The following is an 18998-nucleotide window of genomic DNA, read 5'->3' as shown; positions in this document are numbered from 1 at the left end:
ATGCGTCGTATCGTTGTTGCACTGTTATTGAGTTCTGTACTGCCAGCGGCGGCGCAATCCAATCAGCCCAAGGATCTGCGACCCATACCGGAAGTGCCGGAACCCCCGGAATTATCGCTGCCTTCGACGGGTATCGAAGACGAGGAAGAATCGCTTGAGCCGCAGGTTACCATCACCAAGCGCGGAGAGGACCAGATCGAGGAATATCGCCTCAATGGACGCCTCTACATGATCAAGGTCATACCGCGCATAGGGCTTCCGTATTACCTGATCGACAATCGCGGCGACGGCACTTTTTCCACCCACGATACAGGCGGTCTGGATCAGCGTATTCGCCCTCCCATGTGGGTGATACGCGAGTTCTGATTTTCCAGGACAGCCATTGCGCCTGATTAAACTGCTTCTGCCTTACTTTCCCGCTCCATGTCTGTCTTCACCATAGTTACCCATGAGCAGCTTTCCGCATGGCTGAGAAATTATTCCATCGGCAAATTGGTCAATCTGCAGGGTATTTCTTCCGGCATTGAAAATACGAATTATTTTGTCACTACCAGCCACGGCAAATATGTTCTGACACTATTTGAAAAACTGACTTCGGCGGAACTACCCTACTATTTGAATCTGATGGCCTACCTGGCGCGCCACGGCCTTCCCTGCCCCAGCCCAGTGGCGGATCTCGCCAATAAATTCCTGGGAGAGCTCAATGGCAAGCCGGCGAGCATCGTCACCTGCCTTCCCGGAAAGTCGCAGGAATCTCCCACGGCCACCCATTGCGCCGAGGTTGGCGAACTCCTGGCCAACATGCATTTATCCGGCTTATCCTATCCGGAAAAAATGGAGAATTTGCGAGGGCCCAGATGGTGGAAAGCTGCGGCGCAGGAAGTCATGCCGTTTCTTTCGGAGGATGAGGCTGCGATTCTCGGGGAGGAATTACGCTTTCAATCATCGCATAGAACGGAAAGCCTTCCCCGGGGCGTGATCCATGCCGACCTGTTTCGTGACAATGTCCTTTTCAAGGATGGCGCAATGGGCGGAGTGATCGATTTCTACTTTGCCTGCAACGATGTGCTGCTGTACGACCTGGCGATTACCGCGAACGACTGGTGTCTCAACGAAAATGCGGAATTGGATCCGGAGCGGACTTTATCGCTGCTCGAAGCCTATCACCGCACCCGGCCGCTGCTGGAGATTGAGCGTGACGCCTGGCCAGTGATGCTGCGCGCCGGCGCGCTGCGCTTCTGGCTTTCACGCCTGCAGGACTATCACCTGCCGCGCGCCGGAGAACTTACGCACGTGAAGGATCCTGCTCACTTCATGCGTATACTGCAAAGCCATGCAGCAGCACGCTCGAAGCTTGCCGAGGTGTGGATCTGAGCGCCAGTTGAACAGCAGGCGGGATGGAAGACGTTTATCGGAGAAAAAACAAGATGAATATCAGGCAGGTAGACGGGAGAAGGGGATGGGAATGGATAGCGGAAGGTTTTCAGTTGTTCCGCAGAGTCCCCATGGTGTGGATTCTTCTTTGCACCACCCTTCTGCTGATCGCGGCTACCCTGGGACTTATCCCAACGGCAGGCCAATTCATTTTCACGCTGCTCTCGCCGGTATTCCTGGCGGGACTGATGATCGGCTGCAGAACGCTGGAACACGGAGGGCAGCTGGAAATAGGGCATCTCTTTGCGGGCTTTCGCAACCCCGGACCGCTGATTACGATAGGGGGAATTTATCTGGTGGGCCAGGTACTCATCGTCGGCATATTCATGCTGGTCGGCGGCGACGTGCTGATGAGCCTGCTGCTGGAAGGAAAACGGGTCGATGAAAATGAATTGAAAAACGTATCAGGGGATATGTTATCCGCTTCCCTGGTAGCGCTGACCCTGTCCATTCCTCTCCTGATGGCCACCTGGTTTGCGCCTCTGCTGGCGGTATTCGATGAAATGCCTCCAGTGGAAGCAATGCGAACCAGCTTCTTTGCGTGCGTGAAAAACATCGTGGCATTCCAGATTTACCTGATTGTACTGGTGGCGTTCACGATAATCGCCATGATTCCCTACGGCCTGGGACTTTTTGTGCTGGTCCCGACCGTTTTCGCTTCGATCTACACGAGCTACATGGATATTTTTCAGGTAGGAGCAAATTCCGGGGATGTCTCGGAAAGCGCATGATTCCCCCGGGGATCCATGACGGGGAATGCACGGCGGAAAGCAAACTGTTCCCAGCTCCCCCCTGGGCACCCGGGCTTCCAGGCTTTACAACGCTGTCAGTTTTGCATATTCCAGTAACAACCATTTGCTGCCATTGCGCCCGAATTTAACCTCAACCCGCGCATCGGCACCGCGGCCTTCGCAGTTGACGATCACTCCTGCCCCGAACTTTGCGTGAACCACGTTCTGGCCCACCCGCCAGGGCGATGCCGTCGCCTCCCTCACTCCCATTTCCCGGATTTGGGGGCGCTGCGCAACCTCCTGAGTGGGAGAAAGCGGCGCCGGTCGCCAAGGCGCTGTCTTCTGCACGGGCTGCAGCCACTTGAGCACGCCCTGCGGTATTTCCTCTATGAATCGAGTGGGAATGTTGTAGCGAGTCTGGCCATGCAACATGCGGCTTTGGGCAAAGCTCAAATACAGCCGGCGCTTCGCGCGCGTCACGGCTACGTACATCAGGCGCCGCTCTTCTTCCAGCCCCCCCGCCTCGTTACGGCTGTTATCGTGGGGAAACAAACCTTCTTCGAGACCGCTTAGAAATACGCTGTGAAACTCCAGTCCTTTGGCTGAGTGCACGGTCATCAGCTGCAAGGCATCCTCCCCTCCGCCCGCCTGGTGCTCGCCTGCTTCCAGTGAAGCATGATTGAGAAAAACGGCCAGACCGTCATCTTCGGCTTCGTGCACGAAGGCAGTCGCCGCAGTGACCAACTCGTTCAAATTCTCCAGCCGGTCGGCCCCCTCGCGCTCGGCTTGATAGTGCCTGATCAATCCGCTGTGCTCCAGCATATGTTCGACAATTTCCGGGAGCGGCAGGGTTTCACAAACCTGCCGCATCGATTCGATCAGCGCAACGAATCCCTCGATGCCTCTTCTGGGCCTGTCCGGCTCTTTATTCTCCCCCACTCCCGCCGAGGACTTATTCAGCAAGCCTGACGTGGCGGGTTCTCTGCCCCTGCATTTTTTCAGCATCGCTTCCCAGAGGCTTCCCCCCTGTTGCCTGACTTCATCCTGCAATTGCTCCAGACTCCGCAGGCCGATACCACGTGCCGGGAAGTTGACGATTCTCAGTAGCGCGTTGTCGTCCTCCGGATTGGCTATCATTCGCAGGTAAGCCAATGCGTGCTTGATTTCCTGTCGCTCGAAGAAGCGCATGCCTCCGTATACCCGGTAAGGCAGCGAGGCATTGAACAAGGCGTGCTCCAGCACACGTGATTGGGCATTGGAACGATAAAGCAACGCGATCTGGGACAGTTGGACTCCCTCTGCGCGCAGGGATTTGACTTCATCCACGATAAACGCCGCTTCATCGAAATCCGTCGGAGCGTTGTATACCCGTATCGGCTCACCGCGCCCTTCTGAAGTCCAGAGATTTTTGCCGAGCCGCCCATTATTGTTGCGTATCAGCGTGTTGGCAGCATCCAGAATATTGCCATGTGAACGGTAGTTCTGCTCCAGTTTGATGATCCTGGGGATGCGAAAATCCTGTTCGAACTCTCTCATGTTGCCGGTATTGGCGCCACGGAAGGCATAAATGCTCTGGTCGTCATCGCCCACGGCAAAGACAGCGGTTTTCGGACCGGCGAGCAGGCGCAGCCATTTGTATTGCAGCCGACTGGTATCCTGGAACTCGTCCACCAGGATGTGCAGGAACCGGCTGCGATAATGCTCGCGTACGATTTCGTTGCGCATCAGCAATTCATAGCTGCGCAGCAACAACTCGGCAAAATCGACCACCCCTTCCTTGTTGCATTGGTGCTCGTAAGATGCATAGAACTCGACCATCTTGCGCGTGTAGTCATCGTACGCTTCCACCTGCGATGCACGCAGCCCCTCCTCCTTGGCATTATTGATGAACCATTGGACCTGACGCGGAGGAAATTTCTCATCGTCCGCACCCAGATTTTTCAGGATGCGCTTGATGACCGCCAGCTGATCGGCGGAATCCAGAATCTGAAAGGTTTGCGGCAAACCGGCATCCTGGTGATGAGCGCGAAGCAGGCGGTTGCATAAGCCGTGGAAGGTACCTATCCACATGCCGCGCGTATTGATGGGCAGCATGGCGGCAATGCGAGTAAGCATTTCCTTGGCCGCCTTATTGGTAAAAGTGACGGCCAATATTCCGTGAGGACTGACTTCGCCGGACTGGATCAGATACGCGATGCGGGTCGTAAGGACCTTGGTCTTGCCGCTGCCCGCGCCGGCAAGGACCAACGCCGACTGATGGGGCAACGTAACTGCTTCGAGTTGTTCCGGGTTTAGTGCGGTGAGTAGAGAAGACATACAGCAAAGATTTTTCCGGTCCGGGCACGACCGGGATGATTCAGGCCGCGCAAAATCGGATTAAAAGCAATGTAGAACAATATGATACTCCTGCAAACCCGCCCCCCTGGTTCTCCTTCCGATAGAGAGTCGCGCGATGCCCAGGAAGGGCACCGGGTTTTCAGGATGTTTTACTATAACGTTCGGGCGCTATTTGGCTGCCGCTACTTTTTGCGGCTTGCCACCACGAGATCGAGAATAAGCGGCGTCAATATGAGCTCTATGGCCAAGCCCATTTTCCCGCCGGGAACGACGATGGTGTTCGGGCGGGAGATGAATGAATTGTGAATCATGGCAAGCAGATACGGGAAGTCGACGTTCCTGGGATCGCGAAACCGGATCACGACGAAACTTTCATCCAGCGTCGGGATGTCCCGGGCGATGAAAGGATTCGAGGTGTCCACCGTCGGCACACGCTGGAAATTGATATGCGTTTTGGAAAATTGCGGAGTAATGTAATGCACATAATCGTGCATGCGGCGGAGTATCGTGTGCGTCACCGCTTCGGCCGAATAACCACGCGCATTCATGTCGCGGTGGATTTTCTGAATCCACTCCAGATTCACGATGGGCACTACCCCCACCAGCAGGTCGACATATCTGGCCACATCCACCGTATCGCTCTGCACTCCTCCGTGCAGCCCTTCATAAAACAGCAGATCCGAGCCGGGCTTTATCGACGCCCAGGGCGTGAAGGTGCCCGCCTTCTGCTGGTAGGGCGCGGCCTCCTCGTCATTGTGCAGGTACAGGCGCGTCTCTCCGCCGCCGGTTTCGCCGTATTCCTTGAACAAGGTTTCCAGTTTCTCGAACTCGTTGGCCTCCGGACCGAAATGACTGATGGGACGTCCTCCGTCCTTTTCGGATTCGGCTACGGCTTTTTTCATGGCATCGCGATCATAACGATGGAAGCTATCCCCCTCCACCACCGCAGCAGTCAGTTTCTCGCGCCGGAAAATATGCTCGAAACTATTCTTGACCGTCGACGTACCGGCGCCGGATGATCCGGTAACGGCGATGACAGGGTGTTTTTGCGACATACAACTTCTCCTCGGACAAATAGTAATAAGATGATGTTATGGAATATTTGGACACGTTGCCAGGCGAGCAGGGGCGCCTGTTCAGAGGCTTCCTGCAATTTTTGCCTCAATATTCGCTGTGATCTTCCGCCGGCAATTTTAAGGTGCGTTATGATAACCGTTTTCTCAATGATTTTGGTGGGAACAAAAGGCGCCGGCATACACCGCCTTGCAAAACGAAAATCAGCGAGGAGAGCGATGTTTGTGGCAGACGAATATCACCGCTGTCCGCGGACTCCGGTTTGACATTCATGCATCTCTGGCATAGAATGCGCGGCTTTTAGTAAATAAGCAGGGGTAGGTTTGTGAAAACCTTTTCAGCCAAACCACATGAAGTGAATCGGGAATGGTTCGTGATTGATGCGGCCGGCAAGGTACTTGGACGCCTCGCTGCCGAGATTGCCCATCGTCTTCGCGGCAAGCATAAGCCCATCTACACGCCACATGTGGATACCGGTGATTTCATTGTCGTGATCAACGTGGACAAGATGCGCGTTACCGGCAACAAGGCTGAAAGCAAGATGTACTATCGCCACAGCGGTTACCCCGGTGGCATATACGAAACGAGTTTCGCGAAAATGCATGCGCGCTTCCCCGGCAGGCCGCTGGAAAAAGCAGTAAAAGGCATGCTGCCGAAAGGTCCCCTCGGCTATGCCATGTTAAAGAAACTCAAGATATATGCCGGTGCAGCACACCCACACGCCGCACAACAGCCGCGGCAACTTGAAGTCAGGGCTTGATCATGAATGGAACCTACAGTTACGGTACGGGACGGCGCAAAAGTGCGGTAGCGCGCGTGTTCATCAAGCCGGGTAGCGGCGTGATAACAGTCAACAACAAACCTGTGGATGAGTTTTTTTCCCGGGAAACGGGACGCATGGTGGTGCGTCAGCCGCTGGAATTGACCGGAAATCTCGACCGCTTCGACATCCTGGTGAATATTCACGGTGGAGGCGAATCCGGACAGGCAGGCGCAGTAAGGCATGGAATTACCCGTGCGCTGATTGACTTCGATGCCACCCTGAAACCCGTATTGAGCAATGCAGGACTGGTTACGCGTGACGCGCGTGAAGTGGAGCGCAAAAAGGTTGGCCTGCGCAAGGCACGACGCCGGAAGCAGTTCTCCAAACGATAAGCTTTTATCTGTCATAAAAAGCCGCCTGCCCGCTGTTTCTGGCGGACATGCGGCTTTTTCTTTTATCTTTTTCTGGCGCTTGTAATCGCAAAACCTTCCACAGACATCATGTGGATGTCAGGTAGATGCAGCGTGCCAACGAATTTCAACCACACGAAAATTTAGAAGAACCATGCTTAAGATTGGCATCGTAGGTGGAACCGGATATACCGGAGTAGAGTTGCTGCGCATCTTGTCTCAACATCCGGAGGTGAATATCGAGGCGATTACATCGCGCAAGGAAGCTGGCATGGATGTCGCCCAGTTGTTTCCAAGTCTGCGTGGACGGATAGAGTTAAAATTTTCCGATCCTGCAGAGGCAAACCTCGAAAAATGCGATGTGGTATTTTTTGCCACTCCGAATGGCATTGCCATGAAACAGGTTCCATCCCTGCTCGATGCAGGCGTGCGGATAATTGATCTTGCCGCCGATTTTCGCATCAAGGATATCGCCGTCTGGGAAAAATGGTATGGAATGCCCCATGCGTGCCCCGAACTGGTTGCGGAGGCGGTCTACGGTCTGCCGGAAATCAATCGCGACAGGATAAAGACAGCGCGGCTCATAGCCAATCCCGGCTGCTATCCCACGGCCGTGCAGCTGGGTTTCCTTCCCCTGGTGGAATCGGGTGCCGCGGATCTGGATCATCTCGTCGCAGACGCGAAATCGGGCGTATCAGGCGCGGGACGCAACGCGGAAATTCATACCCTTTTTGCTGAGGCAGCGGACAACTTCAAGGCCTATGGAGTATCCGGGCATCGCCATCTCCCCGAGATCAGGCAGGGCTTGTCGCAAGCGGCAAAACACCCCGTCGGTCTGACATTCGTACCACACCTCACCCCTATGATTCGCGGCATTCATGCCACGCTTTATGTAAAACTCCTTAAAGAAGTCGACTTGCAGGCGTTATATGAAAACCGCTACGTGAATGAACCGTTTGTCGACGTGCTTCCGGCAGGCTCCCATCCGGAAACCCGCTCCGTGCGGGGTTCGAATCTCTGCCGCATCGCCGTCCATCGACCCCAGGGGGGGGATACGGCCGTCATACTCTCGGTTACAGACAACCTTGTCAAGGGTGCGGCCGGACAGGCAGTGCAGAATATGAATCTCATGTTCGGCTTGCCGGAAACCCTTGCCATCACCCATCTTCCCTTGTTTCCGTAAGAATCTAAACAAGCGTACGGAGCTGCGTTGCTGCCGAAATCAGTCCAGGCGCCCTCAAGAAGATCCCGCCATGCAATGAGAGTTAATTTCCAGAAAATGCAGGGCGACTGTTCCTCGATAAGAGTTAGTCTTTGTCAAGATCGAGGTTCATCGTTAGAATATCCATAGCTGGCTGCGGGTTTCTCTCAATACTTCTCCTGATAGTGATCAAAAGCCCAGCTGCAAGAGAAACTTTCCATTATTTCAATCTGATGCTCTTTTGCGATGTTTCGGATACGCTTGGCTGCCTCTTCAAAGGGCATGACCTGCGCTTATGATAAAGTCGCGTAATAAAAGGCACAAAATGGCTGCGGCGCCAGCCGCGGTCCGGTTGCAGACTCCCGCTCATGTCCGCTGGGCGACCCTTGCCATCCTGCTCGTGGCTGCGCTGATTCTTTCGTGGAGCATGTACGATGCCGGCCGCAAAGCCGGTATTCCCGACAGAATCGAGCCTCCACGTGAAGAAAAAACCGAGACAGGACCTGAGATGGAGCGGTTGTCGCAGTTGAATGCGCGACTGCAGCAAGAGAATGACGAACTGCGCATAAAGATGGCGGGGCTCGATCAGCAGCTGCAAATGGATCAGGCCGCCCGTCTGGACATCGCAAGCCAAGTCAAGACCCTTCAGGGCGAGAATACCCGCCTCAAGGAAGAACTGGCCTTTTTCCAGAATCTTGGTTCTGCTTCCGGCAAAGCCGGGCAACGCATTTCCATCGGAGGCCTGAAGCTTGAAAAAGGTAAACTGCCCGGCGAATACCGGTATAGCCTGCTTCTGGTTCAGTCGGGAGTGCGGGGCAAGGATTTTCACGGTAACCTGGAACTTGCTGTCAATTTTCAGCAGAATGGGGAAAAAATGGTCCAGCCATTGACCTCCAGCGAGACGAGCGACGACTCCTCGAAAAAGCTTGATGTCAGCTTCCGGTTTTATCGGCGAGTGGAAAGTACTTTCTGGCTGGCTCCGGATGCCATTGTCGACAGCTTGCAGGTGAAAGTGTTCGAGAAGGGCGAAACGCAGGCAAGGCTCATGCAAACGGTGAATCTGTCTTTGTAAGGAGAGAAAATGTTTGAGAAAATAGGCAGACCGCACAACCAGATCGATTCGCTTATCGGCGTCGATACCCACATTGAAGGAAATATCATCTTCAGCGGGGGAGTACGAATAGACGGTCGTGTTACGGGAAACATTACCGGGTTTAGCGACCTGCCGAGCACTCTGGTTTTAAGCGATCAGGCGGTCGTAGAAGGTGTCATCCACGTTTCACATGCTGTGATCAATGGCACGGTAGTCGGCACGATAAAGGTTACCGAGTATGTGGAACTCCAGCCAAAGGCGAAGGTCTGTGGCGATGTACACTATAAGGGCATGGAAATACATCTCGGTGCATCTGTTCAGGGCATGCTGCTCCACACGGAAATCCTGGAACGTGAAAGCAATGTCGTTACATTGTTGCCTGCGGCCCAGATCAACGATTTGAAGCACGTATAACACTGCAAGTTCTTACCAGGCTATTCGGAAACGCTTATGAACACTCCTTTCAACGACGGTTCGGGTCAGACTGATCCAATGACGGACATCCCCACGCCATTGATCTTTACCGACAACGCGGCAAACAAGGTCAGGGAACTGATCGAGGAGGAAGGAAACAACGATCTCAAGCTGCGGGTATTCGTGGCAGGAGGCGGATGCTCCGGTTTCAAGTACGGATTCACCTTTGATGAGCTGATAAGTGAAGATGACACGGTAATGGAAAAAAATGGTGTCAAACTTCTGGTGGATGCCATGAGTTTCCAGTATCTGGCAGGAGCGGAAATCGATTACCAGGAAAACGCCGAGGGCGCCCAGTTCATTATCAAGAATCCGGGCGCTGCAAGCACCTGTGGTTGCGGCTCTTCATTCTCCGTTTAATAACCCCTGGGGGTTAATTCACGGATCCCCACATCCACTTCCGTCCCTTCTTTCGGGGTAAAAGAAAGTCCTGAAGGGATATAGGCCCTAGGCAGGGTAGATGGCCCCGAGAAGCCGGGGGCCCTTCGCGCCAGTGACCGAGGGAATATTACCCGGGATGCCCTGGATGAGTTGCCGCGCAAGCCAGGCAAAGGCGAAAGCTTCCAGCCAGTCAGCGTCCACGCCCAGGCTGTCTGTCAATCCGACTTTCCTGCCGGATAAGGCCTCCTGAAGGGAGGCGATGAGGTAGCTGTTCCGTGCCCCCCCGCCGCATACATAAATTTCGGTTGCATCCCCGCAGTAACCGAGTATACAGCGGGCAATTCCGGCGACGGTCAGCTCCAGCAGGGTGGCCTGGACATCGGCCGGGCTCTCATCCCCCTTCAGGTAGCCTTCCAGCCACGTTGTACTGAATAATTCCCTGCTGACGCTTTTGGGCGGGGGAAGGGAAAAAAATGGCAATGCCAGCAGCTTTTCCAGCAGCACGGAAAGCGTTTTTCCGGTTGCCGCCCACCTTCCCTCCTCATCATATGCTTGCCCGGTATGGCGCGCGCACCACTCGTCCATCATGGCATTGCCCGGACCGCAATCGAATCCTGTCACGCTTCCATTCCGCGGCAGATCGGTAAGATTGCTGATCCCCCCGATATTGACGATCACGCGATGAACATGAGGGTCCGCGAACAGAGCCTGATGAAATGCCGGCACCAGGGGGGCGCCCTGTCCTCCCGCAGCGATATCGCGACTCCTGAAATCGGAAACAACCCTGATTCCGGTGAGCTCTACCAGTAACGGAGAATTGCATAACTGGATGGTGTAACCCGCTTCTGCCTGGGGACAATGACGGATGGTTTGCCCATGGCATCCGATGGCAGCGACTTCGGGCGGCGCAACCCCGCTTTTGCGGAGCAAGCCCCCCACTGCTTCAGCATAATGACGAGCGAGCTGATTACCAAGCGTCGCGGCGCGGTGCAGCTCGCCATGAGCCGGAAAATGGAGTGCCTTGAGCTGTTCGCGGAGCTTCTCCGGGTATGGCAGATAGAAGTTGTCCAGCAACACCGGCCGGGGGGCTTCAAAGTCGGCAAGCACTGCGTCGATCCCATCCAGACTGGTGCCCGACATGATGCCGATATAGTACGCCGCCTTCAAATCTCTCCCGTTGACGGGACTTTTATCCAGTCGACCCGTTCGGCCACCGCCGTTAATCCAGCAATGCGAGATTGGTGCCGTGCAGCATATCGAGCCTCGCCATCGATGATTTCGTGGATTCGTAAAATGCCGCGAGGTGCGCGGGAGCGATCGGTTTTCCTTCCGGCATCGGCTCCTTCAGAGGATCGCGTTGAATGCCGTTGACACGGAACTCAAAGTGCAGATGAGGCCCGCTCGCCAAGCCGGTGGCTCCCACCCGGCCAATGACATATCCCTGACGGACACGCTGACCCTTGCGCAACCCTTTGGCGAAAGCCGACAGGTGGCCGTAGACCGTGGCATACGATCCTTCATGCTCGAGGATGATGAAATTTCCATATCCCGCTTCCCATCCCGCTACCGCCACGACGCCATCGGCAACCGCCTTTACCCCCGTGCCGGTGGGCGCCACGTAGTCGATGCCCTTATGGGCCCGCCATTTTTTCAGGATGGGATGGAAGCGGCCGCTGGAAAAGCCGGAACTGATGCGGGAAAATTCCAGCGGCGAGCGCAGAAATACCCTGCGCAGGTTCTTGCCGTCCGGCGTGTAATAGCCGCCTTCTCCACCGTCGCTTCCGGGGAAATATACTCCCCGGTAAGGCACTCCCTGGTTGACGAACTCCACCGCCAGCACCCGGCCGGCTCTCGTCGGTTCCCCGTTGCCGTAGAGGGAATCGTACACCACTGTAAAACGGTCACCCTTGCGCAGATCACGGTGGAAATCTATTTGGGAAGACAGGATATCGACGATCTGGGAAGCTATGCTGTCCGGAATCCCCGCGCGGTCGATCGCGGCAAAAAGCGAGCTTTCGATCACGCCTGATTTCATCTGGATATGGGTTTCCAGCAATGCCGGCCTGTCGCTCACCACATAGCTGCCGTCGCGTTTTTCCAGCACCACCTGATCGCTGCCGCCGGGGAAGTAGCGCAGCAGCAGCAATTCGCCCGCGGCGCTGGTTTCGGCATGCACCATTCTGCCCGCGGCCAGCGGATGCAAGGCCTTCAGCTCGGAGGTATCCCGAATGAGGCGTGCCACGTCCTGATTATTCACTTCAAGCCGGGAAAGCAGGCTCCCGATTGTATCGCCCTGCTGGATACGTTCATGACGCCAAAAAGTCATCCCCTCCGCCGGCCTCGAGCGAATCTCCGGAATCTCCAGACCGAGGACAACCTGCTCGACCGGTACGTCTTCCACCGCAGTATCGGGGGCAATACCGAAGGCTGCCACCATTCCAAACAACGGAATGCTCGATAACAGTATCAGGCCGCGCAGGGTTTTTCTTGTAAGTGTAAAAGCCTGGCTGTTACTCACTATCTCAAGTCCCTCATAAAGGAGCCAATGTAATCTGTTTTTTTTGCGCGCCCATGTCTGCTTGTTGCCAGGCATCTCCCTTGTGCGGGAAATCGGCCGGGCGAATCTCTTGGGTGCCGGCGTCCGGCTATCGGCCGCTCTCTCCACCCTCCGTGGCCCACGGCGAAACAGCCAGCGCAATACATCCTTCGTGAGCGTCAGCAGACTTTGCGCGGAACCCCTATTCCTATATCCTCGCATAGGTTCCCTCTTGACGTCATGGCTTGCAGAATATGAGTCTAGCACAAAATCAGCAACCCATATCAAAGCCAAATGCAAGCCGCCTTTAAAAGGCAGAGGTCCTGCCCCAGATCAACCCGGATATCACTCCCGACTTCATCTCCAATTTGACAGTAAAATAGCCGCTCCCAAACTATCGGTTTTTCAGAACTTATGTCTACAGCCGACCCCACTCTGGACCTGCTGGCATATCATGCGTTTCCTCACCTCGCCTCTGCCTTGCGCGCACGCAAGGACGCGATTCTGCGAGAGTGGGAGAAATCTGTTGCCTCCACCCTGCCCGCGGCTGACGCACTCACGCTCAGAAACCTGCGCGACTCTGTGCCTCTGATCCTGGAAGAGGTGATCGAAGCGTTTTCCTCCAGCCATCCCGTCACTACCCAGGCGCTGGTGGAAGGCAGTGGACTGCATGGCGAGTCGCGCTTTCAGGAAAATTACAACATCCGCGAACTGGTGGTCGAGTACCAGCTTCTACGGCGCGTAATGATCGAACAGATTTCCGAAGAATTGAATGGCGAACTGGACGAGACAAGCAATGTTGCCCTGAACATGGCAGTAGATGCGGCGCTGCAAAGCGGAACAGTCATATTCGTCGAGAATCTGCAGCGGCAGCTCAAGTCCGCGACGGAAATCCAGTCCAAGTATCTCTCTTTTCTTTCTCATGATCTCCGCAATCACCTCAGCCAAATCACGCTATATATACAAATACTTGCAATGAAGCTCGCAAAAATTCCGGAGCTTGCCGACAATGTCGCGGACCTGGAGTTGGTCAGGAGCATCATACTCAAGACCACTGCTGGAATGGATCGCTTGCTGCAATCCGAGCAACTGCGAAAAGGGTACTTTCACCTGGCGATGGAAGTGGTGGATTTGAATTCACTATTATCCCAAGCAGTCAGGCAGGTCACACCGGAAGCGGAAATGAAGGGAATAGAATTAAGCATCGATGTGCCGGAAGGCGCGAAAGTGCTCAGTGAAGAAGCACTGCTGGTCCCAATATTGCAGAATCTGCTGGGGAACGCGGTAAAATACAGTTCGGGTGGCCGGATAGAAGTCACAGCCCGTCATAACGCCAGGGAAGATAGCGCCTGGATCCTCAGCGTGAGCGATCAGGGCCCGGGCATTGCGCCGGAAAACCTGACCCACCTGTTCGATGCTTTCCAGCGCGCCGATACCTACGGCAAACCGGGCATCGGCCTGGGCCTGTCCATCGCTTCAGAAGCCACCCGGCTTTTGGGCGGCAAACTGGAAGTGGACTCCGTGGTAGGCGTCGGCTCGACTTTCCGGTTATTGCTACCCCGCCAGATACCGGAAGACGAGGTTTCTGATCCAGGCGGGTGATTTTGGCGTCTTTTTGCGGGATAAACACGCGCTCACCGCCATGGGAGCTCGGCACGCCCTGTTACTGATTATCGGCACTTCTCTTCGTATGAAGCTTGTATGGTATCTTCTCAAGCAAACGGTTACGAAGATCAGATCCGGGGGAGTTGATCTGAAAATGGTTTTCTGTCATTCGGCTCCGAAGAAGAGATAGCGCAGAGGGACGCACTAGCGCGCCAGGGCGAATCATTGACGCACATTGAATAAAATAATCCGTTCGGAATTACTGGTCTGTTTTCTGCTCGGCGCACTTACCGTTCCCGGTTTTGCGCCGTTTTATCTTTTTCCGATCCCGCTTGCGACCCTCGCGCTGTTGTGCCATTTCTGGCGCAACAGCGCGCGACCTCGCACAGCCGGATTGCTGGGCTTCTCGTTCGGCATGGGAATGTTCAGTGCGGGTGTCACCTGGCTGTATATTTCCCTGCATGATTTCGGCGCAATGCCGATGCCGGTTGCCGTGCTTGCGCTCATTTTTCTGTGCAGCTACCTCGCGCTGTTTCCGGCAATGACAGGCTGGACTTTGAGAAAACTGGATATTGCGTCCCCTATCGTATGGGCGCTGACTGCGGGAGCGCTGTGGGCCTTGTCCGACTGGCTGCGCAGCGTATTGTTTACCGGTTTTCCATGGTTGACCCTGGGTTACTCCCAGGCTCCCCTCAGTCCCCTGGCCGGTTTCGCACCCATTATCGGCGTATACGGCATTTCGCTGCTGGTGGTGCTGAGTGCTGCGCTGCTGTGTTTGCTCGTTCGAAAGGAATTTCGCAAACCTCTCCATTTCTTACCCCTGCTGACGCTCTGGCTTGCCGGTGAGGGCCTTCAGCAGATTCACTGGACTGAACCGGAAGGCGAACCGGTGACCGTAAGCCTGCTGCAGGGGAACATTCCGCAGGATATGAAGTGGCGTGAGGACCAGCTCATCAGTTCCATGGAAAACTACGCCCGGCTTGTACTGCAAAGCGACAGCCGCCTGATCATCACACCCGAAATTTCGATCCCGCTCTACCGCAACGAAGTATCGCCCGTTTATCTTGCCCACCTGGCCGCCCATGCAAAGCGGAATAATGGCGACGTTCTGGTTGGCTTGGTGGAAGCAGCGGGTGGCCGCAGCGAATACTATAATTCCATGTTCAGCTTCGGCACTTCCCCGGAACAGAGCTACCGCAAGTATCACCTTGTGCCGTTTGGCGAATTCATTCCATTGAAGCCCGTGTTCGGGTGGATCATCAACGTCCTGAAAATTCCGTTATCCGATTTTTCACGGGGCGCACTTGGCCAGCAGCCCATGAATATCGCGGGGCAGCGGGTCGCGGTGAATATCTGCTATGAGGACGTGTTCGGCGAAGAGATCATCCAGCAGCTGCCGCAAGCCACCCTGCTCGCCAATGTCAGCAACGATGCCTGGTTTGGCCGCTCCATCGGGCCCCGGCAGCACTTGCAGATATCCCAGATGCGGGCCCTTGAAACAGGACGCTACATGGTGCGGGCAACCAATACAGGGGTCACGGCAATCATCAATGAGCGCGGGAGAGTGTTGCAGGAGGCGGAAATATTCACCACCACCGCCTTGCATGGCACGGCGCAGGGGTTTGCCGGGGCCACACCCTATGTGCGGTTCGGCAACAGCCTGATTCTCGGGCTTTGCGGAATATTGCTGGGACTTGCCGTGTTATCCGCTTTTCGCGAAACCCGCAAAAAACGGTAAAATCGCATTCTCGCCCAATTTTATGGCGTCTCTTGCTGCCTCTTGCTTTTGCGCCTTTTTGTCAATTACGGTCCGGCTCAGAATCTTACATGCGCACATTTCAGGAAATCATTCTCGCCCTGCAACACTACTGGACCAGGCAGGGCTGCGCGCTGCTTCAACCGTATGATATGGAAGTTGGCGCGGGAACATCCCACACTGCCACATTCCTGCGCGCGCTCGGCCCCGAGCCGTGGAAAGCGGCGTACGTGCAGCCCACCCGTCGCCCGAAAGACGGGCGTTATGGCGAGAATCCCAACAGGTTGCAACACTATTACCAGTTTCAGGCGGTGCTGAAACCCGCCCCCTCGGACATTCTTGAACTGTACCTCGGCTCGCTCGAAGAACTCGGTTTCGATCTCCGGCAGAACGATATACGTTTCGTCGAGGATGACTGGGAAAATCCCACTCTCGGCGCCTGGGGACTGGGCTGGGAAGTGTGGCTGAACGGCATGGAGGTGACCCAGTTTACCTATTTCCAGCAGGTGGGCGGCATGAACTGCAAGCCCATTACAGGTGAAATCACTTATGGCCTGGAGCGGCTGGCAATGTACTTGCAAGGCGTGGACAACGTTTTTGACCTTACCTGGACAAAGGGGCTTTCCTATCGCGATGTCTATCATCAGAACGAGGTCGAGCAATCCTTCTATAATTTCGGGCACAGTGACCTGGATTTCCTGTTCCAAGCCTTTGCAAGCCATGAGGCACAAGCCCGCCATCTGGTGGAGCAGGGACTCCCTTTGCCGGCTTATGAGCAAGTGCTGAAAGCTGCACACACTTTCAATCTTCTCGATGCGCGCGGCGCGATCTCGGTCACGGAGCGCGCCGCCTATATCGGGCGCATCCGGGAACTCGCACGCAGCGTGGCGCACGCCTATTACGAAAGCCGCAAGCGCCTGGGCTTTCCCCTGGCGCCGGTGGAATGGACGCAGGAATTGCTGGAGAAAGCCGCTTGACTGAGGCAACGCAAGCAACCCAAGGTTTGGCAACCCGAAATCTTCTGGTTGAACTGCTGGTAGAGGAACTGCCCCCCAAGTCGCTGAAGAAACTGGGTGAAAGTTTCGCGCAGGGAATAGCCGCGGGTCTGAAAAGACAGGGCTTGGCGCGGGAAGATGCGGCCGCCACCCCTTTTGCCTCTCCGCGACGCCTTGCCGTACATCTCACATGTGTAGCAGCACAGGCGCCGGACACATCCTCCCTGAAAAAACTGATGCCGGTAGCAGTGGGTCTGGATGAAAATGGCCAGCCCACCCCTGCCCTGCTCAAGAAGCTGCGCAGTCTTTGCGGCGATGCTGATCCTGTCCCATTCCTCTCTCAGCTCAAACGCGCCCACGATGGAAAAACAGAAACGCTGTTTCTGGACAGCGTAGTGAAGGGAGCGACGCTGGCGGAAGGCCTCCAGACAGCGCTGGCCGGAACGCTGGAGAAATTGCCTATTGCCAGAATGATGACATATCAACTCGCGGACGGCTGGAATACCATCAATTTCGTCCGCCCGGCGCATGCGCTCGTTGCCCTGCATGGGAAAGAAGTCGTGGATGTATCCATATTGGGCCTGACAGCGGGGCGTGAAACGCAAGGACACCGTTTCGAAGCGATGACGAGTCCCCTGATCGTGAAAGATGCGGACAGTTACGAGCATCAGTTACAAGAAGAAGGGGCGGTGATTGCAAGCTTCTCCCATCGTCGCGCGGAAATCGAGCGCCAGTTGCTGGCCGCCGCCCGCAAAGAAGATCTCAAATTGACCCGGTATGATGCCCTGCTGGATGAAGTTGCCGCGCTGGTGGAACGTCCCAGGGTACTGACGGGTGAATTTGAAACGGGATTCCTGGATGTGCCCCAGGAGTGCCTGATTCTGACGATGCAGGCCAATCAGAAGTATTTCCCTCTGCTCGATGCGCGCGGCCAACTCTCGCACCGGTTCCTGATCGTATCCAATATCCGCCCGGTGGATGCGCGCTCAGTGATTGCGGGGAACGAACGCGTACTGCGCTCGCGCCTGGCGGACGCAAAATTCTTTTTCGACCAGGATCGCAGGAAGACACTGGCCTCGCGAGTGGAAGGCCTGCAGCGGGTGGTATACCACAACAAGCTGGGTACGCAGGCGGAACGGGTGGAAAGGATCTGGGCCATTGCACAAACCATCGGCTTACAGCTTGGCGGCAATGAACTCGCAGCCAGGGCGGGCGAAGCAGCCATGCTCGCCAAAGCGGATCTGCTCACCGACATGGTTGGCGAGTTCCCGGAGTTGCAGGGCATCATGGGACGCTATTATGCAAAGCATGACGGCGTGGCAGAAGAGGTCGCCGACGCGATCGAAGACCACTACAAGCCGCGCTTTGCAGGGGATGAATTACCGCGCAATGCGGTTGGCGTATGCGTTGCGCTCGCCGACAAGCTCGAAACACTGGTCGGCCTGTTCGGCATTGGCCAGATACCCACTGGAGACAAAGATCCCTTCGCGTTGCGCCGTCACGCGCTGGGTGTAATCCGCATATTGATCGAAAAGGAAGTGCCTCTGGCGCTGAACATCCTGCTCGAGCAGACGGCGGACATTTTTGGACAAAGAATCAAAGGCTCAGCTGAAACCATAGCTAAAACCGCCACTGAAACTTTAGAGGGTTTCATTTACGAACGGCTGAAGCACTATTTCAGTGCCGAAGCCATCGAGGGGCAGATAACGGGCTTTGGCAGATCCCCTAACGAGGACCGGTCAACTTTTTCCCCGCAGCAGATCGACGCGGTACTCGCCCTGCGCCCCCAGTTGCTGAATGATGTCAAAAAACGCCTGCTCGCCGTGCGTGCTTTCGCCGCCCTGCCGGAAGCCGAAAGTCTTGCAGCGACCAATAAGCGGGTGGGCAACATTCTCAGAAAAGCGGAAGTCGACGCAGGCGGGGAAATCGACACCGACTTGTTGCAGACCCCTGCGGAACAGGCGCTGCACCAGGCATTAGACCGTATAATACCGGAAGCCGATGCAGCCTTTGCTGCCGGCGACTATACCGCTTCGCTGCAGGCGCTGGCTGCACTGAAAGTTCCGGTGGACCAGTTTTTCGATACAGTAATGGTGAATACGGAGGATGCTGCGCTGCGCCATAACCGCCTGGCCCTGCTTGCGCAAATGCAGAAGATAATGAACCGGATTGCGGATATTTCCCGGCTGGCGCTCTGATACCGGCAAC

The 18998-nt window shown here is 55.6% G+C and carries 17 protein-coding genes; 13 read left to right on the top strand and 4 right to left on the bottom strand.

The genetic code is table 11. The annotated features are described in order from the left end of the window. From NMUL_RS02990 to NMUL_RS02980, 3 genes are read left to right on the top strand one after another with little or no spacing between them, the layout of a single operon-like run. Positions 1-366: a DUF2782 domain-containing protein gene (locus NMUL_RS02990; RefSeq protein ID WP_011379928.1), complete on the top strand. Its 366-nt coding sequence runs from the start codon at positions 1-3 to the stop codon at positions 364-366. 57 nt (positions 367-423) lie between these two features. Beyond that, a complete protein-coding gene (locus NMUL_RS02985) occupies positions 424-1374 on the top strand; it encodes a homoserine kinase (protein WP_011379927.1) in 951 nt (316 codons plus the stop codon). Positions 1375-1397: 23 nt separating this feature from the next. Then, entirely contained in the window at positions 1398-2165 is a 768-nt protein-coding gene (locus NMUL_RS02980) for a BPSS1780 family membrane protein (RefSeq protein ID WP_238529858.1), read from the top strand. A gap of 84 nt (positions 2166-2249) precedes the next feature. On the opposite strand, the gene NMUL_RS02975 is transcribed toward NMUL_RS02980, so the two are convergent. After that, positions 2250-4481 carry a UvrD-helicase domain-containing protein gene (locus NMUL_RS02975; RefSeq protein WP_011379925.1) on the bottom strand — a complete coding sequence of 744 codons (2232 nt, stop codon included), beginning with the start codon at positions 4479-4481 and terminating at the stop codon, positions 2250-2252. Positions 4482-4684: 203 nt separating this feature from the next. Further along, positions 4685-5557, bottom strand: a complete 873-nt coding sequence (locus tag NMUL_RS02970) for a phosphoribulokinase (RefSeq protein WP_011379924.1) — start codon at positions 5555-5557, stop codon at positions 4685-4687. A gap of 344 nt (positions 5558-5901) precedes the next feature. On the opposite strand from NMUL_RS02970, the gene rplM reads away from it, so the two are divergent. The 6 genes from rplM to erpA all read left to right on the top strand — a co-directional run bounded on the left by rplM (position 5902) and on the right by erpA (position 9877). Continuing rightward, positions 5902-6336: a 50S ribosomal protein L13 gene (gene rplM, locus NMUL_RS02965; RefSeq protein WP_011379923.1), complete on the top strand. Its 435-nt coding sequence runs from the start codon at positions 5902-5904 to the stop codon at positions 6334-6336. Between the two features lie 2 nt (positions 6337-6338). After that, positions 6339-6731 carry a 30S ribosomal protein S9 gene (gene rpsI / locus NMUL_RS02960; protein ID WP_011379922.1) on the top strand — a complete coding sequence of 131 codons (393 nt, stop codon included), beginning with the start codon at positions 6339-6341 and terminating at the stop codon, positions 6729-6731. 172 nt (positions 6732-6903) lie between these two features. After that, positions 6904-7932 (top strand): N-acetyl-gamma-glutamyl-phosphate reductase, encoded by a 1029-nt coding sequence (gene argC / locus NMUL_RS02955; protein WP_011379921.1) that lies wholly within the window; start codon positions 6904-6906, stop codon positions 7930-7932. A gap of 343 nt (positions 7933-8275) precedes the next feature. Beyond that, complete coding sequence (locus NMUL_RS02950) at positions 8276-9022, top strand: DUF6776 family protein (RefSeq protein ID WP_238529857.1); 747 nt, start codon at positions 8276-8278, stop codon at positions 9020-9022. A 9-nt stretch (positions 9023-9031) separates the two neighbouring features. Next, on the top strand, positions 9032-9457 hold the full coding sequence (locus tag NMUL_RS02945) for a bactofilin family protein (RefSeq protein WP_011379919.1): 426 nt from the start codon (positions 9032-9034) through the stop codon (positions 9455-9457). Between the two features lie 78 nt (positions 9458-9535). After that, positions 9536-9877 carry an iron-sulfur cluster insertion protein ErpA gene (gene erpA, locus NMUL_RS02940; RefSeq protein ID WP_011379918.1) on the top strand — a complete coding sequence of 114 codons (342 nt, stop codon included), beginning with the start codon at positions 9536-9538 and terminating at the stop codon, positions 9875-9877. An 87-nt stretch (positions 9878-9964) separates the two neighbouring features. Here erpA and NMUL_RS02935 read toward each other — a convergent pair whose 3' ends face one another. Continuing rightward, positions 9965-11065, bottom strand: coding sequence for an anhydro-N-acetylmuramic acid kinase (locus tag NMUL_RS02935; RefSeq protein WP_011379917.1), 1101 nt, complete (start codon positions 11063-11065; stop codon positions 9965-9967). A gap of 52 nt (positions 11066-11117) precedes the next feature. Continuing rightward, positions 11118-12416: an OapA family protein gene (locus NMUL_RS02930; protein WP_238529856.1), complete on the bottom strand. Its 1299-nt coding sequence runs from the start codon at positions 12414-12416 to the stop codon at positions 11118-11120. Between the two features lie 432 nt (positions 12417-12848). Between NMUL_RS02930 and NMUL_RS02925 the strand changes: the two genes are divergently transcribed. The 4 genes from NMUL_RS02925 to glyS all read left to right on the top strand — a co-directional run bounded on the left by NMUL_RS02925 (position 12849) and on the right by glyS (position 18988). Next, positions 12849-14036, top strand: a complete 1188-nt coding sequence (locus tag NMUL_RS02925) for a sensor histidine kinase (protein WP_011379915.1) — start codon at positions 12849-12851, stop codon at positions 14034-14036. A 247-nt stretch (positions 14037-14283) separates the two neighbouring features. Next, positions 14284-15777: an apolipoprotein N-acyltransferase gene (gene lnt, locus NMUL_RS02920; protein WP_041352782.1), complete on the top strand. Its 1494-nt coding sequence runs from the start codon at positions 14284-14286 to the stop codon at positions 15775-15777. Between the two features lie 89 nt (positions 15778-15866). Further along, entirely contained in the window at positions 15867-16772 is a 906-nt protein-coding gene (gene glyQ, locus NMUL_RS02915) for a glycine--tRNA ligase subunit alpha (protein WP_011379913.1), read from the top strand. After that, a complete protein-coding gene (gene glyS / locus NMUL_RS02910) occupies positions 16769-18988 on the top strand; it encodes a glycine--tRNA ligase subunit beta (protein ID WP_011379912.1) in 2220 nt (739 codons plus the stop codon). The genes glyQ and glyS overlap by 4 nt, the downstream gene beginning before the upstream one ends. The last annotated feature ends 10 nt before the right edge of the window (positions 18989-18998 follow it).

Origin of the sequence: Nitrosospira multiformis ATCC 25196 (assembly GCF_000196355.1) — a bacterium.
Classification (GTDB): Bacteria; Pseudomonadota; Gammaproteobacteria; order Burkholderiales; family Nitrosomonadaceae; genus Nitrosospira; species Nitrosospira multiformis.
Note: the sequence above shows the minus strand (reverse complement) of the source record. Positions and strands in the feature narration are given on the sequence as shown.